General features: G+C 67.2%; 15 protein-coding genes and 1 pseudogene. 7 read left to right on the top strand and 9 right to left on the bottom strand.

Annotation, left to right across the window (positions count from 1 at the left end; translation table 11 throughout):
* Nucleotides 1-21: 21 nt before the first annotated feature.
* The 3 genes and pseudogenes from PFX90_RS17150 to PFX90_RS16190 form a co-directional block, all read left to right on the top strand.
* Nucleotides 22-297, top strand: a pseudogene (locus PFX90_RS17150) (DapH/DapD/GlmU-related protein); the annotation flags it as partial.
* A gap of 145 nt (nucleotides 298-442) precedes the next feature.
* Nucleotides 443-1420, top strand: a complete 978-nt coding sequence (locus PFX90_RS16185; protein ID WP_285713701.1) for a glycosyltransferase family 2 protein — start codon at nucleotides 443-445, stop codon at nucleotides 1418-1420.
* On the top strand, nucleotides 1420-2010 hold the full coding sequence (locus PFX90_RS16190; protein WP_285713702.1) for an acyltransferase: 591 nt from the start codon (nucleotides 1420-1422) through the stop codon (nucleotides 2008-2010). Before PFX90_RS16185 ends, PFX90_RS16190 begins: the two co-directional genes overlap by 1 nt.
* Here the strand turns inward: PFX90_RS16190 and PFX90_RS16195 are convergent.
* The 3 genes from PFX90_RS16195 to PFX90_RS16205 form a co-directional block, all read right to left on the bottom strand.
* Nucleotides 2002-3231: a glycosyltransferase gene (locus PFX90_RS16195; RefSeq protein WP_285713703.1), complete on the bottom strand. Its 1230-nt coding sequence runs from the start codon at nucleotides 3229-3231 to the stop codon at nucleotides 2002-2004. The two genes, PFX90_RS16190 and PFX90_RS16195, sit on opposite strands and share 9 nt — an antisense overlap.
* A gap of 78 nt (nucleotides 3232-3309) precedes the next feature.
* Nucleotides 3310-5511 (bottom strand): GumC family protein, encoded by a 2202-nt coding sequence (locus PFX90_RS16200; RefSeq protein ID WP_285713704.1) that lies wholly within the window; start codon nucleotides 5509-5511, stop codon nucleotides 3310-3312.
* A 101-nt stretch (nucleotides 5512-5612) separates the two neighbouring features.
* The gene (locus PFX90_RS16205; protein WP_285713899.1) at nucleotides 5613-6287 is read right to left on the bottom strand and encodes a polysaccharide biosynthesis/export family protein; all 675 of its coding nucleotides are present in this window, start codon (nucleotides 6285-6287) and stop codon (nucleotides 5613-5615) included.
* A gap of 253 nt (nucleotides 6288-6540) precedes the next feature.
* Here PFX90_RS16205 and PFX90_RS16210 point away from each other — a divergent pair, with 253 nt between their 5' ends.
* Nucleotides 6541-7101: a hypothetical protein gene (locus PFX90_RS16210; RefSeq protein ID WP_285713705.1), complete on the top strand. Its 561-nt coding sequence runs from the start codon at nucleotides 6541-6543 to the stop codon at nucleotides 7099-7101.
* Here the strand turns inward: PFX90_RS16210 and wecB are convergent.
* From wecB to PFX90_RS16230, 4 genes are all read right to left on the bottom strand, one after another.
* Nucleotides 7073-8218, bottom strand: a complete 1146-nt coding sequence (wecB, locus tag PFX90_RS16215) for a non-hydrolyzing UDP-N-acetylglucosamine 2-epimerase (protein WP_285713706.1) — start codon at nucleotides 8216-8218, stop codon at nucleotides 7073-7075. The two genes, PFX90_RS16210 and wecB, sit on opposite strands and share 29 nt — an antisense overlap.
* Complete coding sequence (gene wecC / locus PFX90_RS16220) at nucleotides 8215-9519, bottom strand: UDP-N-acetyl-D-mannosamine dehydrogenase (protein WP_285713707.1); 1305 nt, start codon at nucleotides 9517-9519, stop codon at nucleotides 8215-8217. The genes wecB and wecC overlap by 4 nt, the downstream gene beginning before the upstream one ends.
* Nucleotides 9520-9610: 91 nt before the next feature.
* Nucleotides 9611-10861, bottom strand: a complete 1251-nt coding sequence (locus tag PFX90_RS16225) for a glycosyltransferase family 4 protein (RefSeq protein WP_285713708.1) — start codon at nucleotides 10859-10861, stop codon at nucleotides 9611-9613.
* A gap of 2 nt (nucleotides 10862-10863) precedes the next feature.
* Nucleotides 10864-12129: a nucleotide sugar dehydrogenase gene (locus tag PFX90_RS16230; protein ID WP_285713709.1), complete on the bottom strand. Its 1266-nt coding sequence runs from the start codon at nucleotides 12127-12129 to the stop codon at nucleotides 10864-10866.
* A 200-nt stretch (nucleotides 12130-12329) separates the two neighbouring features.
* Here PFX90_RS16230 and PFX90_RS16235 point away from each other — a divergent pair, with 200 nt between their 5' ends.
* From PFX90_RS16235 to PFX90_RS16245, 3 genes are read left to right on the top strand one after another with little or no spacing between them, the layout of a single operon-like run.
* On the top strand, nucleotides 12330-13409 hold the full coding sequence (locus tag PFX90_RS16235; RefSeq protein ID WP_285713710.1) for a CaiB/BaiF CoA transferase family protein: 1080 nt from the start codon (nucleotides 12330-12332) through the stop codon (nucleotides 13407-13409).
* Nucleotides 13409-13858 carry a MaoC family dehydratase gene (locus tag PFX90_RS16240; protein ID WP_285713711.1) on the top strand — a complete coding sequence of 150 codons (450 nt, stop codon included), beginning with the start codon at nucleotides 13409-13411 and terminating at the stop codon, nucleotides 13856-13858. The genes PFX90_RS16235 and PFX90_RS16240 overlap by 1 nt, the downstream gene beginning before the upstream one ends.
* 43 nt (nucleotides 13859-13901) lie before the next feature.
* Nucleotides 13902-14495 carry an exopolysaccharide biosynthesis protein gene (locus PFX90_RS16245; RefSeq protein WP_285713712.1) on the top strand — a complete coding sequence of 198 codons (594 nt, stop codon included), beginning with the start codon at nucleotides 13902-13904 and terminating at the stop codon, nucleotides 14493-14495.
* Between the two features lie 204 nt (nucleotides 14496-14699).
* Here the strand turns inward: PFX90_RS16245 and PFX90_RS16250 are convergent, their stop codons facing one another.
* Nucleotides 14700-16106, bottom strand: a complete 1407-nt coding sequence (locus PFX90_RS16250) for an efflux transporter outer membrane subunit (RefSeq protein WP_285713713.1) — start codon at nucleotides 16104-16106, stop codon at nucleotides 14700-14702.
* 4 nt (nucleotides 16107-16110) lie between these two features.
* Complete coding sequence (locus PFX90_RS16255) at nucleotides 16111-17097, bottom strand: efflux RND transporter periplasmic adaptor subunit (protein ID WP_285713715.1); 987 nt, start codon at nucleotides 17095-17097, stop codon at nucleotides 16111-16113.
* Between the last annotated feature and the right edge of the window lie 4 nt (nucleotides 17098-17101).

A 17101-nucleotide genomic window follows, 5' to 3' on the forward strand; every position in this document is an offset into this window, starting at 1 on the left:
GACATCCATCCCACGGTGCAGATGTCCTTCTCTGCCAAGCCGGACCAGACCTTTCCGCGCGGCGTGCATATCGGCGAATACAGCTATGTCGCCTTCGACGCGCGCATCCTGACCCACGACCGCACGCGCGGGCTCTACCTGCACACGCGCATCGGCCGGAACTGCTTCATCGGCGGGGGAAGCATCATCCTGCCCGGTGTCACCATCGGTGACGGCTCGGTTGTCGGTGCCGGCAGCGTGGTGACGAAGGACGTGCCGCCGGGGTCGGTGGTTGCGGGCAATCCGGCCCGGATCATCAAGTCGGGCATCGCCGTGGGACACTACGGACGTTTCGCCGACGCCGACGTACGCGAGCAACATCTGCGTGCCATCGATCCGGCAGTGGGGCGCTTGCCGGACCGTGAACTCCGAAGGAACATCGATGACGCAGGGAACAACGATCATGACTGACAACCTTGCGGAAGAGCGCGAAGGTGCCGTGACGCCGAGGACGCAGGCCGTTCCCGAACTGACCGTGATCATGGTCAGCTACAACACCCGCGAGCTCACCCTGATCGCGCTCGAGACCCTTCTGGCCAATGCCGGCGATGTCTCGATGGATGTGGTGCTGTGGGACAATGCCTCGGTTGACGGCTCGGCCGATGCCGTGGCCGAACGCTTCCCGACCGAGGTCAAGCTGGTGCGCTCGGCCGACAATCTCGGCTTTGCCGCCGCCAACAATGCTGCCGCTGCCGAGGCCCGCACACCCTGGCTGCTGCTGCTCAATCCCGACACCGAGACCCACCCGCGCGCGATCGAGAACCTGCTCGCCTTTGCCAAGGCCCATCCCGAGGCGGGCATTGTCGGCGGACGCACGGTCTTTCCGGACGGCTCGCTCAACATTGCCTCGTGCTGGAACCGGATGACCGTCTGGAGCCTGCTGTCGCGCGCCCTCGGCCTGTCGCGGGCCTTTCCCAATTCGGTGCTGTTCAACCCCGAGGCGATCGGCGGCTGGAAGCGCGACACGGTGCGCCATGTCGACATCGTCGTGGGCTGCCTGCTGATGACCAGCAAGAAGGTGTGGGACGAACTCGGCGGCTTTCACGAGAAGTACTTCATGTTCGGCGAGGAGGCCGATCTGTGCCTGCGCGCCGCCAAGCTCGGCTATCGCCCGATGGTGACCCCCGATGCGCAGATCGTCCACCATGTCGGCGCCTCCTATAGCGAGAGCGAGAACCGGATGGTCAAGGTCCTCAAGGGACAGGTGACCCTGATCCGCGATCACTGGAACGCGCTCACCCGACCCCTGGGCATTGTCCTGCTGGTCGTATGGGCGATGATGCGGACGCTGCTGGAGAGCGTCACCGGTCGCAAGCCCGAGGCGGCGCGCCCGTGGCGATCGGTCTGGCGGCGGCGCAGCGAATGGTTGGCAGGCTACTGATGGAACAGATCGGGGCATCTCCTCTGGCCGAGGGTGCGCGCAAGGTCTCCCTGTCGCGCTCGGAGCGGCTGGTGCGGCTGATCAAGTCCGTGCTGAATATCCGCGCATGGCTTCACCTTGTGAAAATCGTCAATTATTACAATTACTCGCATGTGAAGCCGATGCAGGTGATGCGGCCATCGAAGGATTGCCGCATCTCGCCGGACGTCAATTTCAGCAACGAGCGGAATATCGTCATCGGGGCGCGGGTCAGCATCGGATCGCGCTGCTTCATCTGGGCCGGCCCGGAGCAGGGCCGCGTCGTGATCGGGGATGACGTGCTGTTCGGCCCCGACGTGCTGATCACCGCCGCCAATTACCGCTTCAACGACGGCGCGCCCGTCACCAAGCAATTGATGGACGAAGCCGATGTCGTGATCGGCCGGGATGTCTGGCTGGGTGCGCGGGTGATCGTGTTGCCGGGCGCGACCATCGGCGATGGCGCGATCATCGGGGCGGGGGCGCTGGTGCGCGGGGACATTCCCGCCAATGCCATTGCGGTCGGTGTGCCTGCGCGGGTGGTCGGCACCCGGCAGATCCCCTCAACCTGACGCCGCGCTGCCCGCCATCGCCCGGTTGAGGCCCGCGGCGAAGGTGGCCGCGATCGCGGGCCGCATGAACTGCCGGGCATGTTCGCTGGTCTGCCAGACGGCGAGCTCCGCCTTGAGTGCCTGTTCCTCACGGCAGGCCCGCGCCATCGCATCGGCGATCGCGCGCGGATCGCGGGCATCGACCCTTATCGCAAAACCGCAGTCGTCGAAGTAGCCGTCAACCGCGGTGCCGGCCGGGTAGATGATCGGCGTTCCGGCAAACAGCGCCTCTACGAACACCAGTCCGAAAGTTTCGCTCACCGACGGCAGGACGAAAGCAGTCGCGCGGTTGAGGCGTTGACGCACATCCTCCCGTCCCATCGGTCCCGCCAGAACCACTCCGGGGGTGTCGCCGATCAGGGCCTTGCAGGCCGCAACCTCCCCGGGTTCGCCGCCGCCGATGACAGTGAGCCCCGGAAAGCCGCTACTATCCTGCGCCAGAAGCCGCGCGGCACCGACCATATGGCCGAGGTTCTTGCGCTTGAAGCTCTTGAGATGGAACACCGATACGCATCCCTCGCCGCCGATGCGCGGTGCGAGCGGGGTGTCGATATCGGTCGGGCAGGGCAGCATCAGGAAGGGCAGCTCGGCAATGCCCAGCTGCGACAGGATGCGCTCGAACGCCCAGGGGGAGAAGGGGAACACCATGCTCGCGCCCTCGAGGATCCGCCGGTATTCCCCTCCCAGATCGCGGCGCACCGACAGGATCTTGGTGTCCGTGTCGCCCTGTATCGAGATCGCGTAGGGAATGCCGAGGCGCTCGGCGACTTGCCGCACGGCGATCCCCTCGATCGTGAGCTTGTGGCCGACAATCAGATCGGGGCGCCGGTCTTCGGCGAGCAGCCGCGCGGTCAGCCAGTCAGCGAGCTTTCGCAGCATGGTGCGATGCATGATCCCGCGCCCGGGTGCCACATAGCTGAGCGCGATCCCATGCTCGAAGGCCTGCTCGACGATCCGGATCGGCTGGCCCGGCAGCAGAGACGCCAAGGCCCCGGCCTTGGGGCTGACCCGGTTGATCGATACCACGCGGTGATCGAAGGCATCCGCGGTCAGGTCGACCAGGGTCTTGATCACCTTGGTCTTGAAGGATTCTACGGGATCGGGAAAGTCGCCTGACAGGTGCAGGACATAGGGCCTGTCACGCCCGCCAGCTTTCGACAAGGGAGGCGCGAGGCGCGTCACGGGAGAGGGCTGGCTCCGGTTGCGGGAACGGTGACGGGAAAGGAAGCGCCCGGCCTGCCGCAGCAGACCGGACACCCGTCAGTTCTTGCCGTACTGGTAGTACTGGTACTGGTAGGAATAGTCGGCCCCCGCTTCCAGCGCGCGGTACTTGGTCAGCACGCCGCCGAGCAGGTTGGCGCCCACCGCGCGCAGGCGGTTGATCGAGGTGCGGGCCTGCGCGAGGCTGGTGCGGTTGGCTTCGATCACGAACACGGTCGCATCGACAACCTTCGCGATTTCCGCGGAGTCGGCGAGGCCCAGCATCGGGCTCGAATCGATGATGACCATCGAGTATTCCGCGCGCCGCTCCTCGACGAAATCGCGGAAGGCCTGCGAGGACACCAGCTCCACCGGGTTCGGCGGAACCCCCGCCACCGAAAGCACCGTGAGGTTTTCGCGCACGATGTCGATCTTGGCATCGTCGAAGCTGACATGGCCCAGCAGCACTTCGGCAAGCCCTGCCGGGGGCCGCTCGAGGTCCAGCAGCGCGTGCACCGAAGGCTTGCGCAAGTCGCCGTCGATCAGCAGCACGTTGCGGCCCAAACGCGCGAACAGCTGCGCGAGGATCAGCGAGGTCGTGCTCTTGCCTTCGGACGCCTGACTGCTGGTGAACTGCACCACCGCGCCGCGGCGCGGCACGGCGTAGTCGATCGTCGACCGGATCGCGGCATAGGCTTCCATGAGCGTGCTGAACTGGTTGGCTTCCTCGCCCTCCAGGTCCTCGGTCTTCACGAAAGGCGTCTGGCCGAGGAAGGTCAGGCCCAGACGATCCTCGATGTCCTCGCCGCGGCGGAACTGGTCGACGAAGGTCTCGCGCACCAGCGCAAGCCCGCCCGCTGCCGCAATCCCGAGCACCAGCGCGATCAGCAGATTGCGCGAAAGGCTGGGAGAGACCGGGCTGGTGGGCACGGTGGCCGTATCGAGCGGCGTGATCGAGCTGCTCTGCAGGTTGGAACCGGTGTTGATCTGGTTGAAGCGGTCAAGCAGCGCCTTGAGCTGTTCGCGCAGCGCCTCGGCTTCGCGCTCCAGACCCGAATATTCGATGCTCTTGTCCTGCTCGACCATGGCCTTCGAGGTGACCGAGCCGAGTTCCTGCTCCATCGCGGCTTCCTGCTGGCGCGCGATCTGGAACTGGCTGCGGATCGAGGACTTCACGTCGGCCCCGGTGCGCTCGATCTGCTGATCGATGAAGGACAGCCGCGACCGGATGTCCTTGATCGCGGGAAAATCGTCATTGTAGCGCTGGCGCAGCACCGCCAGCTCGGCGTTCAGCTTGGCGCGCTCCTCGGTCAGGCCCTGCACGACCGGGCTGCTGAGCACTTCGGGGATCTGCGAGGCGGGCAGGTTGGCGATCGCACGCCATTTCTGCTCGGCCGCAATGCGGTTGGCCCGGACGGTCGCGAAGGTCGCATTGACGCTCGAGAGGTTGGCCCCGACGATCGTGCTCGCACCGCCTTCCGGGTCGGTGCCCATGGTCTGCTGGGTGACGATGCCGGCATTGCGGGCATAGGCGTTGGCCGCCAGTTCCGCCTCGTTCAGACGGCCGCGCACCTGCTCGATCTGTTGCATCAGATATTCGCGCGCATAGGCGTTGCTGTCGATGCTGCGGCGCACGTCGGTCTGCACGAAGGCGGCGGCATAGCCATTGGCGATCTCTGCCGCGAGGGCCGGCTTTTCCGAGGACGCACTGATCGCAATGATCAGCGCGCCGCCGGTCGTCTCGGCCGAGACGCTGCCGCGCAGGATGCCGGCGGCCATCTTGATCTTGTCTTCTTCCCACTGCGCGTCGGTGCGGTTGGACGGGCGGCTGGCTTCGACATCCGCACCGAGAAGATCGGTCCGCTTGCCGAAATTGAGCGCGCGGGCGACCTGCTCGGCAAGGCTGCGGCTCTGGATGATTTCGATCTGCGTCTGGATGTAGTTGTCGATTTCGCTCGCCGAAGCGATCGGCGATTCGACTTCCTGTCCCTCCATGATTTTGGTGCCCCAGGGCGAGACGCGCACGGTCGCGCTGGCCTGGTAGGTCGGCGGCGTCACCAATGTCAGCGCCACGCCCCCGATCAGGGCGAGGGCGATGATCGCTCCGATCAGCCAGCGCTGGCGGAAGAGCGCGCCGCGCAGCCAGGCAACGTCGATCTGCGGGCCCTTGGGCTGCTCCACCACGGTCGATGGCAGATACTGGTCGACCCACAGGTTGCCGCCGTTCGGTTCCGGGGCTTGGATGATGGATCGTTCGTTCATTAAAGCAAAATCCATGTTCTTGAGCACTGCGGGGTGCGCGCGCTTTTCATCATTCCCAACGCGCAACCCGCCGCGTCATGCGGGCGACCGACCGATCAGGGTCAGTTGTTGTTCAGCCCGGCAACGGCAAACACGCCGAAGACCGGAAGGGCCTTGAGCAGGTCTTCCCAGAACGCCGAAAGGCCGTCAGTCCCCATCACCACGCGGTCGCCCGGTTCCAGCACCGGATCAAGCATCGTGCCCTGCCGTACCTGCTGGTAATCGAACTTTGCGATCATGATCCCTTCCGGGCTTTCACGGAAGACGGCGACCTGATCGACCTTGGCGACCCGCTTCGGCCCGGCCGCCATCGCGATGGCGCCCGAAAGCCGGGTGCCCGGCTGGAAGCTGTAGACGCCCGGCTTTTCGACCGCACCTTCGACGGTGACCAGATGCGAGGCGAATTCGGTCACGTTCACGCTCACCATCGGCGACTTCAGCCCGAGCGCGGCGAATCGGCGGGTGAGGTCCTGTTCGAACTGCTTGGCGGTCATCCCCGAGGCGGGGATCGAGCCGAGCATCGGGAGAGAGACATTGCCCTCCACCCCGATTCGTACCGCCTCGACGGTGAGATCGGGTTCGCGGAACACGGTCACGGAAATCTTGTCGGTCGGGCGCAGCAGATAGGTGCTCGGCCGGGCGACGCTGAAGGCGGCCTGCCCCAGGCTGCTGTCCGGCTGCGAGGCCGCAGCGCCGATCATCGGTTCCGGCGTCGACGCGCAGCCCGAAAGCGCCATTGCCGTCACGGCACCCAACATTGCGCCAAGCCCAGTTTTAATCCTGCGTTGCTTCACCACAGCCTCCATCACATCCGCTTTTGGGCTTATACCCTCGGTTTCTGCGGTGCAACATTATTGCGGCCTTCCGAGGACGCTGGCTGGTTTCGGGTCGCCTTGGACTCTTCCGGATCGAGCCGAACTGATGCAAGAGCGTCACGCTGCTGTTGCCGGCAAGCCACCTCTTCGCTTTCGCATCCAGGAACACCGATCAATGGCGTTTTCCGCTTCTTCGATCTTCAGCGTGAGTGCTGCAGGACTTTACGGCCTGGTCATGCTGGCTTGCGTTCTGGCAACGACAACGGCCGCAAGATACCGCCAGCTGCCGCACCATGCACGGACCTGGGCGATGCTGGCCGCCATGTTCCTGTTGCTGGCATGCAATCGCTTTACCGGGTTCGAGGAATTTGTGCGCAGCCTGTTGCGCGAAGAGTTGAGGGTGTTCGGCACCTACGAAGATCGTCGCAGCGTGCAGGGGCCTCTGGCGGTCGCGGTGATCGTGCTGTTCAGCGCAGCGGTCGGCTGGAGCCTGTATTTCCGCTGGAGAACCGCGCGGGGGCAGCGGGACAGGGCGGTGCTGGTGGCGCTGGGTGCGGCGGTGGTGATGCTGGCTCTGGTGGTGATGCGGATCGTCTCGCTGCACCAGATGGACACGCTGCTCTACGGGCCGCTCAAGCTGAACTGGATCGCGGATCTGGGGAGCAGCGTTGCAGTGCTTGGGGCGGCGCTGAAATATGTGAGGCTGGTCAGACTGCGCAATGCCGGTCGGCGATGATCCGCGCGATCCGGCGGCTGGCGGTGCCGTCGCCATAGGGATTGTGCGCCTTGGCCATCGCCTCGTAGGCGCGCGGATCGTCCAGTAGGCGGGATGTTTCGGCAACGATCACGGAAGCCTCTGCGCCCACCAGTTTGGCGGTGCCGGCAGTGACACCTTCCGGCCGCTCGGTCGTATCGCGCATCACCAGCACCGGCTTGCCGAGGCTGGGGGCTTCTTCCTGGATGCCGCCGGAATCGGTCAGCACGATATCGCTCGCCGCCATCATCGCGACAAAATCGAGGTAATCGAGCGGATCGATCAGGGCGATGTTGTCGTGGCCCGCAAGCGCCGGGCGCATCACGCCGCCGACATTGGGATTGGGGTGCAGCGGATAGATGATCGCGACATCGTCGCGCGCGGCGAGCTGCTGCAAGCCCTTGGCGATCTCGACCATGCCGGCCCCGAAATTCTCGCGCCGGTGGGCGGTCACGGCGAGGATCCGCCTGCCTGCGAAGCGTTCACGCAGCGGCGCGATAGCCGGAGCCAGCGACGGATTTGCTGCAAGCCTTTGCTGCGCAAAAAACAGGGCGTCGATCACCGTGTTGCCGGTGATGTGAATGGCGGCTGCGTCGACGTTCTCGGCGCGCAGGGCGGCCGCCGCGGTTTCGGTCGGGGCGAAGTGCAGATCGGTGATGACCCCGGTGACCTTGCGGTTCACCTCCTCGGGCCAGGGCGAATAGATGTCGCCGCTGCGCAGCCCCGCCTCGACATGGCCGACGGGAATGCGCCGGAAATAGCAGGCGAGGCTCGCCATCATGGTGGTGAGGGTGTCGCCGTGGACGAGCACCCGGTCGGGCTTCAAATCGTCGAGCGCCGCCCCGAAGCTGGTGAGGATGCGGCTCGCCAGCCCGTCGAGCGTCTGGTCGGGCTGCATCAGGTCGAGGTCGACATCGGGCTCGATCCCGGCGAGCGCCAGAACGGAATCGAGCAGCTCGCGGTGCTGCGCGGTGACCACCACCTTGACGTCGAACAGCCCCGTCTCGCGCAGCGCGAAGACCACCGGGAACATCTTGATCGCTTCGGGCCGGGTGCCGAAGGTCACCACGAAGCGCGGTTTCGCGCGCTCGGAAGTCATCGCCGCAGCATGCCCCGCGTGTCGAACACGAGCTTGCCCGAAAGATCCTCGGAGCCCAGATGCTTGAAGGCGGTGTGATCGACCAGCACGACGACAATCTCCGCCTGCCGGAGCCCGGCGTCAAGCGTCACCAGCTCGGCGCCCGTGCCGTCGAAAGCCTTGGGCAATTCGTCGGTGAAGGGTTCGACGACGAGGATGCGGTCGCCATGGGTGTGCGCGAGCGCCTCGGCGATCTCGAGCGCGGGGCTTTCGCGGAAGTCGTCGATGTCGGGCTTGAACGCGAGGCCGAGCAGCGCGACCTTGCCGTCGGGCGCCGCATCGAGCAGCGCGCGGATCTTGCCTTCGGTGTGGACCGCCTTGTGGTCGTTGACCTCGCGCGCGGTCTTCACCAGCCGCGCGGCCGAGGGTGCGCCCGCCACCAGAAACCACGGGTCGACCGCGATGCAATGCCCGCCGACGCCCGGGCCGGGCTGGAGGATGTTGACGCGCGGGTGACGGTTGGCGAGGCGGATCACCTCCCACACATCGACCCCGATCACATCGGCGATCATGGACAGCTCGTTGGCAAAGGCGATATTCACGTCGCGGAAGCTGTTCTCGACCAGCTTCACCGTCTCGGCGACGCGCGCGGTGGTGTAGAGGCAGTCGCCCTTCACGAAGCTGGTGTAGAGCACCGCCGCGCGCTCGGCGCAGGCGGGGGTGACGCCGCCGATCACGCGGTCGTTGTGGACCAGTTCGTTGACGATCCGGCCCGGCAACACACGCTCGGGGCAATAGGCGAGCGCGATGTCGGCCTCGTCATCGCTGCCGTCCTTGGGCACGACCAGATCGGGGCGCAGCTCGCTGATGATTTCGGCAACGCGCTCGGTGGTGCCGACCGGTGAGGTGCTCTCGACGATTACGCAGGCCCCGGGCAGGATCTTGGGCGCGATCGCGCGCGCGGCGGCTTCGACATAGGTGATGTCGGGCGCCTTGCCCTCGCCCAGCGGGGTGGGTACGGCGATCATGTAGAAGCTGGCGGTGGGCACTTCGGTCGAGGCGACCAAAGTCTGGGCGGTGATGGCGTCGTGCACCAGCTTGTCGAGATCGCGCTCCTCGATATGCACGCCGCCCGCATTGACCGTGTCGACCACGCGCTGCGACACGTCCACGCCGCACACGCTCCACCCGTAGGAGGCGAGCAGCGCGGCGGTGGGCAAGCCGATATAGCCGAGGCCGATCACCGCAACCTGATGGTCGGGCGCGGGGTGGGCCAGAGCCTTGCGCCCGAGCGCGGCGGTGGCATCGAAAGGAGCGTTCATGCGGTCAGGGTCCCGGTTCTCGGGAGCCGTGATGGCCGCAAAGCCCTTAAAATCGCGTTAGGCTTGCCGCGATTTTACCATGTGAAGCGGCTTACTTCGCCAGCGCTTGGGTATAGGCGGCGAGCAAGGGCGTGATCTGGTGCTGCCAGTTCAATTCATTGACCACCCGCTCGCGGCCATAGGCGCCCATCCGCTCGCGCGCGGCGGGATCGTCGACCAGCGCGACGATCTTCTCGGCCATGTCGACCGGGTTGTTCGCCTCGGCATAGAGCGAGGCTTCCTGCGCCGAGAACCGCCCCTCGGTCACGTCGAACTGCACCATGGCTTTTCCGAGGCTCATATATTCCATGATCTTGTTCATGGTCGACTTGTCGTTCATCGCGTTGACCCGGTCGGGGTTCACGCCGAGGTCCATGGTCGAGAGCACTTCGAACAGGTCCTGATCGGGCGCGCGGCCGGTGAAGGTGATGTAGTCGCCAAGGCCGCGGCGCGCGGTCATGTCCTTCAGCTCGGCCAGCGCCGGGCCGCCGCCGACAAGGACGAACTGGATGTCCTCGCGGCCCTTCTGGCGCACGAGGTGATCCACGGCGTCGATCAAGAGGTCGATCCCCTCCTGCTCGCCCATCACCCCGACATAGCCGACCATATGCGCGCGGCCGTTCTTCCAGCTCTCCACCGGAGCGACGCGCTTGAGCTTCGACAGGTCAGGCCCGGAGCGCACCACATGCACCCGCTCAGGTCTCATCCCGCCGCGCTCGACGGCGATCTTGCGGTAGGAGTGGTTGGTCGCGATCGAGACGTCGGCGGCCATGAAGGTCAGCTTCTCGAACAGCACCATCAGCCGCCAGAAGAAGCCGCGCTTGTTGAACTTGGCTTCGTAGAGCTCGGGATTGATGTCGTGGTGATCGAAGATGTAGCGCACGCCCAGCAGCTTGAACGGCAGCGCGACGAGGAAGATGAGATCGGGCGGATTGCAGCCCTGGATCACGTCGATCCGGCGCTTCAAATGGATCTTCCACGCCAGCACCGTCTCCCAGAACAGCGCTGCGCCATATTCGGCGAAGAAGCCGATCGCGCCCTTGGCTTCGAGCGGTAGCGGGTGGCGGTGGATTTCGATGCCATCGATGACTTCGAAGCGGCTCTCGTAGCCCTTGCCCGTCGGGCAGATGATCGAGACCTGCGCGCCCGCCGCCTTGAGCGTCCGCGCCTCCTGCCACACCCGCCGGTCGAAAGGCAGGGGGAGGTTCTCGACCACGATCAGCACGTGGCGGCCCTTGAGCGGCTCGCCCTCGATGACCGCGGGGATGCCTTCCTCGGCGGCAATGGTGGCGGGCGCGTTCATCGTCAGGCGATGGCGCTGGTGTCGACCACCTTCGCCTTGTCGACGTTGATGGTGTCGATCAGGCGGTTGGTGGCGATGATGCGCGCGTAGTCGCGGCTTTCGGCAGCAGCCTTGTCGACCATCAGCCCGTCGATCCGCGGCAGCACCGAATAGGCATAGCCGAGGTTCTGGCCGACCAGATTGTCGGGCGCGACCTTGGGATCGTAGATGTCGAGATCATAGCCCGCTTCGAGCAGCTTCCTCGCCATGTCGACCGCCGGGCTTTCGCGCAGGTCATCGGTCTCCAGCTTGAAGGCGAGGCCGACCAGCAGCACCTTCGCGCCCGGCTCGATCCCGGCCGTGGCGTGCAGGAACTGGTGGTGCTTGTGCGCCTCGTTGGAGCGGATCAGCGAGTCGACGAGGTGCGTGGCAGAGCCGGTGTCGGCGGCGATATACTGGAGTGCGCGCACATCCTTGGGCAGGCACGATCCGCCAAAGGCGCCGCCGGGGCGGGTGTAATAGGCGGAGAGGTTGAGCTTGGTGTCGCTTTTGAAGATCGCGTGGACTTCCTTCGCCGAAATGCCGAGGTTCTGGCACACGCGCCCGATCTCGTTGGCGAAGGCGACCTTGACCGCGTGCCACGAATTATCGACGAACTTGGTGATCTCCGCCTCGCGCAGGCCCACTTCGAAGACCGGCGCGTCGATGCCTTCGTTGAGCTTCGCCATGTTGGCGGACGGCTTGCCGCCAAGCGTGCCGATGACGATCTTGGGCGGGTGGAAGAAGTCATCGATCGCGGTGGCTTCGCGCAGGAATTCGGGGTTGTAGACCAGCTCGACCGCGCTCGCGGCGGCGTCGCCCAAGTGGCTCTCGAGGATCGGCCAGATGATGTTCTCGCAGGAACCGGGCCGCATGGTCGAACGGTAGGCGAGGGTCAGCGGGGTCTTGCGATCGGGCTTGAGCGCAGCGGCGATCGCGCGGGTGACCTGCGCGATGTAGCTCATGTTGTGCGCGCCATCGACGCCGCTCGGCGTGCCGACGCAGACGATGGCGATGTCGGCATCGTCGAGCTCGTCGGTGAGCTTCGTTGTCGCCTTCACGCGGCCATCGGCATGGGCGGCGGCGAGCAGATCGTCGAGCCCGGGTTCGTAGACCGGCGCACGCCCCTCATTGAGGGCGGCGACCTTGGCCTCGCTGACGTCGACCCCGATGATCGTGTGGCCCTGACTGGCAATGCAGCCCGCAGCAGTCGAGCCGACATAACCCAGTCCGAAAATGGCAACTTTCACGATCGATCCCCTGAAGTGCGACCCTCCGGACGCCGACCGCGTAGCAAGCGGGTCGGCGTGTTGCAATGCACAAGAGGCGTCCGGAGCGACGAAGATACCGGTGCATGCGGCGCATTCCGGCAGGAGGTCCGGGGCTGGCAATGTCGGCACTTGCCCTCGGTCGGGCGGCTTGCTTAAGGCGGGGGCAGAGGGAGAGACATATGAGCCAATCGTCGGGTCCGCTTACGGGTCTTCGTGTTCTGGAATTCGCCGGTATCGGGCCGGGGCCGCATGTCGCGATGCTGCTCGCCGACCTTGGCGCCGAGGTGGTGCGGGTCGACCGGCCGGGCGCGCGGCCGACCAACCCGGTGGTGGAACGCGCGCGGCACCGGCTGGCGCTGGACCTCAAGAGCGAGGAGGGCCGCGCCGCCGTGCTCGCCGCCGCCGCCAGCGCCGACGTGCTGATCGAGGGCTTCCGCCCCGGCGTGATGGAGCGGCTGGGCCTCGGGCCCGACACGCTGCTCGAGGCCAATCCGCGCTTGGTCTATGCGCGGATGACCGGCTGGGGACAGGAAGGCCCGCTCGCGCAGGCTGCGGGGCACGACATCAACTACATCGCCATCACCGGCGCTCTCGCCGCCGTGGGCCGCCCAAGCGAGACCGCGACCCCGCCGCAGAACCTCGTCGGCGATTTCGGCGGCGGGTCGATGTATTGCGCCTTCGGGATCATGGCCGCGCTCTACGAACGCGATCGTTCGGGCAAGGGCCAGGTGGTCGACGCCGCGATCGTCGACGGGGCGACCAGCCTCATGAGCTTCTTCTTCGGCGTGCGCGCGGTGCCGCACCTCTCCACGACACGCGGCAAAGGGATGCTCGGCGGGGCGGCGCATTTCTACCGCTGCTTCACCTGCGCCGACGGCAAGGAGATCAGCCTCGGATCGATCGAGCCGCAGTTCTACGCCGAGATGCTGGCGCGGGCGGGGGCTCCGGCGGAGCTGGCCGAGGGGCAGATGAACCCGGCCAATTGGGACGACTACGCGGCAAAGCTGGCCGCGCTGTTCCTGACGAAGACCCAGGCCGAATGGTGCGAACTGCTGGAGGGCACCGACGCCTGCTTTGCCCCCGTGCTGGGGATCGAGGAAGCGCGCGAGCATCCGCATATGAAGGCGCGCGGGGCTTACGTGGAGCATGACGGCATCTGGCACACCGCCCCCGCGCCGCGCTTTAGCCGCACACCGGGGACGTTGCGTTCGAGCGCGGACGACGGGGCCGACGTGGTCGCGCGCTGGGGTGCTGCCTGATGGCCGGCAAGTACTTCGAGGAATGGCAGGTCGGCGAGCGCATCGAACACCCGATCCGCCGCACCGTGACCGAGACCGACAACCTCCTCTTCTCGACCATGACCCACAACCCCCAGCCGCTCCACATCGATGTCGAGGCGGCGAGGGCCAGCGGGTTCGGGCAGATCCTCGTCAATTCGACCTTCACCTTCAGCCTGCTGGTCGGCTTGTCGGTCGGCGAGACGACGCTGGGCACGCTGGTTGCCAACCTCGGCTTCGACAAGGTGGTGACGCCCAAGCCGGTGTTCATCGGCGACACCCTGCGGGCCTCTTCCGAGGTCAAGGAACTGCGCGAGAGCAAGTCGCGCCCCGATGCCGGGATCGTCACCTGGGTGCACGAGATGACCAACCAGCGCGATGAAGTGGTGTGCCGCTGCGAGCGTTCGGCGCTGATCCAGCGGCGGGGGTGAACCTTTCGGCCCTGTGGCGTGTAACCCTCCCGAAGGAGGATGCATGGCCAAGGGCAGTAACGCGGACAGCATCGGCGAAGTCGTCGACGGGCTCGAGGAGGTCGCGGAGAAGCAGGACACAGTCGCGATCGACGACCTGCTCGACACCTTCGGCGACCGTTCCTTCGCGCCGCTGATGCTGATCCTCGCGCTGGTCGGGATCACCCCGGTCGGCGCGATCCCGAGCGTGCCGACAATCCTCGGCCTGTGCATCGCGGTGATCGCCGCGCAGATGGCGTGGGGTCGGGAGCACGTCTGGCTACCCAAATTCGTCACCCGGCGCGGGATCAAGTCGAAGCGGCTGACCAGGGGCAAGGACAAGCTCGACAAGGTGGCGGACGTCATGGACTCCGTCGCCAAGCAGCGGCTCAAAGCGCTGGCGAGCGGGCCGGCGCGGCGGGTGGCGGCGGGGCTGGTCGTGGTGCTGTGCCTCGCGTTGCCGGTGCTCGAGCTGGTGCCCTTCGCGGCGGCGGCGCCGTTCCTGTCGATCGCCATCCTCAGCCTCGCGCTGATGGTGCGCGACGGGCTGGTGCTGCTGATCGGCGGCGCGGTGGCACTGGCGGCGCTGACTTACGGGGTGTGGTGGTTCGTCGCCTGAGTCGGACGGCGACGAAGTTCACGAAGTTCACATTGCAAAACGTGCAATCCTACAGGATTTACTCTGCAATATCAGTTTGATACCGCGCAAAAACAAAGTTCACACATTTTTCGGCGTTGCGCGGGCCTGTGGCGGTGCTTGCGGGGGGAGCGACGATGGGAAAGATCGCCCCCCGCTTAGCAGACCGCCGGCCTGTAGGAAAATCTACCGCGCCGCCATCACCTCGCCGCCCAGCGCCTGCCACAGCACGATCCGCGCGCGCTGCGCCCGGCCGAGCGCGGCTGCCGCGTTCTCGCCGCTCGAATCCGCCGCGCGGCGGGCTTCGAGCACGTCGAGGAAGCTCGCCAGCCCCGCGCGGTAGCGGGTCTCGGCAATCGCGGCGGCGCGGGAGAGCTGGTCGCGCTGGGTAATGGCGAGTGCCGCCTCGGCATCGGCAGCGGTGACCACGCCGTAAGCCGCCTCGGCATCGCCCAAAGCCTGATAGACCGCGCCGCGATAGGCGGCGAAGGCGGCACGCTTGTTCGCGGCGGCGCCATCGATCTGAGCGGCCACCCGCCCGAAATCGAGCAGCGGCCCGGCAATCCCGCCGGTGAGCGTGCCGACCACCGAATCGTCGAAGAAATCCGCCGGGCGGAACGACAGCAGCCCGATCACCCCCGAAAGCGTGATGCGCGGGAAGCGCGCGCGTGCCGCCGCGGCGAGATCGGCGTCGGTCGCGGCGAGTTCGGCGGCAGCGGCGGCGACATCGGGCCGGTTGGCGAGGAGGTCGGAAGGCAGGCTCGCGGGCGCGGGCGCAGCGGCCAGCGCCGGGGCGGGCGCGGCGAGGGCGGCGCGCACCGTGGCGGCATCCTGCGCGGTCAGCGTCACCAGCCGGCCGATCAGCTGCGCGCGCTCGCTTTCGAGCGCGGCGAGGCGGGTGGCGGAGCCGCTCGCGGTCGCCTCGGCGCGCACGCGGTCGAAGCCGGGGGCGATGCCTGCATCCTCGCGCACCTTGGCCAGCGCGGCGAGCTGGCGCGCAGCCTCGCCGTCGGCCTTGATCGCTGCGGCGCGCGCGTCGAGCACGCGCCAGTCGGTGACGCTCGCAGCGATCTCGGCGAGCAGCGCGAGACGCACGCCCTGCGCCTGCGCGGTGGCGCCGTCGATCCGGGCGAGCGCGGCGCGTTCCTGCGCTTTCAGCTGGCCGAAAATGTCCGGGTCCCAGCTCGCGGTGATGTTCGCGCCGTAGGAGGTCTGCTCGCGCGGAATGAAGCCCTGCTGGCCCGCCTGCCCGAACTGCGCAGGGTTGATGCGGTTGCGGGTGACATCGGCGTCGGCGGTGATGTTGGGCAGGCGCGCGGCCCCTGCACCGCGGGCTCCGGCGCGCGCGGCGTCGATCCGCGCGGCGGCCTCGGCGAGGTTGGGCGCATCGGCGAGCGCGGCCTGCGACAGCGCGGCATAGGCCGGGTCGCCGTTCGGCATCAGTGCCGCGAGCGCCGCCCCGGCCGCGGCCTCGGGCTGGGCGAAGAAGGCGCGCGGCAGCTCCGGCGTCGGCGTGGCGACCTCGGGGACACTCGCGCAGGCAGCGAGTGTCAGCGGGGCCAGCATCGCCCCGATCACAGGCAGGCGGCGCATCGCCTCAGCCCTCCGTCTTGGCAGGCGCACCCGCCTTGGCCGGAATGAAGGCGTCGATCTGCTGGCCGACGCGGAAGGCCTCGGACGGGGGCAGGGCGTAGATCAGCTGGAGCACGCGCACATCGACGCGCTCGGCGGCCGAGTTGGTGAGCGAGCGCTTGGGCACCACCTGCGGCTCGGCGCGCACGAAGGTGGCCTTGACGTGGAGCTCGGCCGCGCCGCGCGGGGAGACGATGGCGGGCGCGCCGATGGCGAGGCGGCTGACCTCGTTCTCGTCGATGTCGATGCGCACGTGGAGCGGGTTGGTCTCGCCCATCTGGATGAAGGGCGTCGAGTTGCCCCCGCCCTGGGTGGAGACGAATTCGCCGCTGCGGATGTTGACCGCGAGGATCTCGCCCGCGATCGGCGCGCGGACCACGAGGCGCTCGATCTCGGTGCGCGCGGCGGCGGCGGCGGCCTGCGCCGAGGCGAGCCGCGCGCGGGCGAGGCCGAGGCGGGTGGTGGCGGCGGCTTCCTCGCCCTCGGCACGGATCACTTCGGAGCGGCTGACCGCGGCGGGATCGGCCAGCCCGCGATAGAGCGCGAGCTGCTGGCGCGCGGTCGCCTGCGCGGCGCTCGCCTCGGCGATCGAGGCGCGGGCTTCGGCGATGGCGGCATTGGACTGCGCAAGGCTCGCCTGCGCGGCGCGGGCGTCGACGGTGAACAGCACGTCGCCCTTCGCCACGCGGTCGCCCGGGCGCACGCGCACATCGGTAACGAGGCCCGACAGCGCCGAGCCGATGTCGATGATCTCGCTCGCGGGCTCGACGATCCCCGCCCCCGCGACCCGCGCCTTGCCGGCGAGGTCGCCCACCGCCTTGGGGGGCTGCTCGGCGGGCTCGGCGGTCGAGCGGTCGGGGAGCCCGGCAAGGATCAGCCACGCGGCGATGGCAAGACCGATCACCGCGAGCGCGGGCAAGATCTGGCGGGCAAAACTCAGGTTGCGGAGCATGGCG

Source organism: Erythrobacter oryzae (genome assembly GCF_030271515.1).
GTDB classification, from domain to species: Bacteria; Pseudomonadota; Alphaproteobacteria; order Sphingomonadales; family Sphingomonadaceae; genus Erythrobacter; species Erythrobacter oryzae.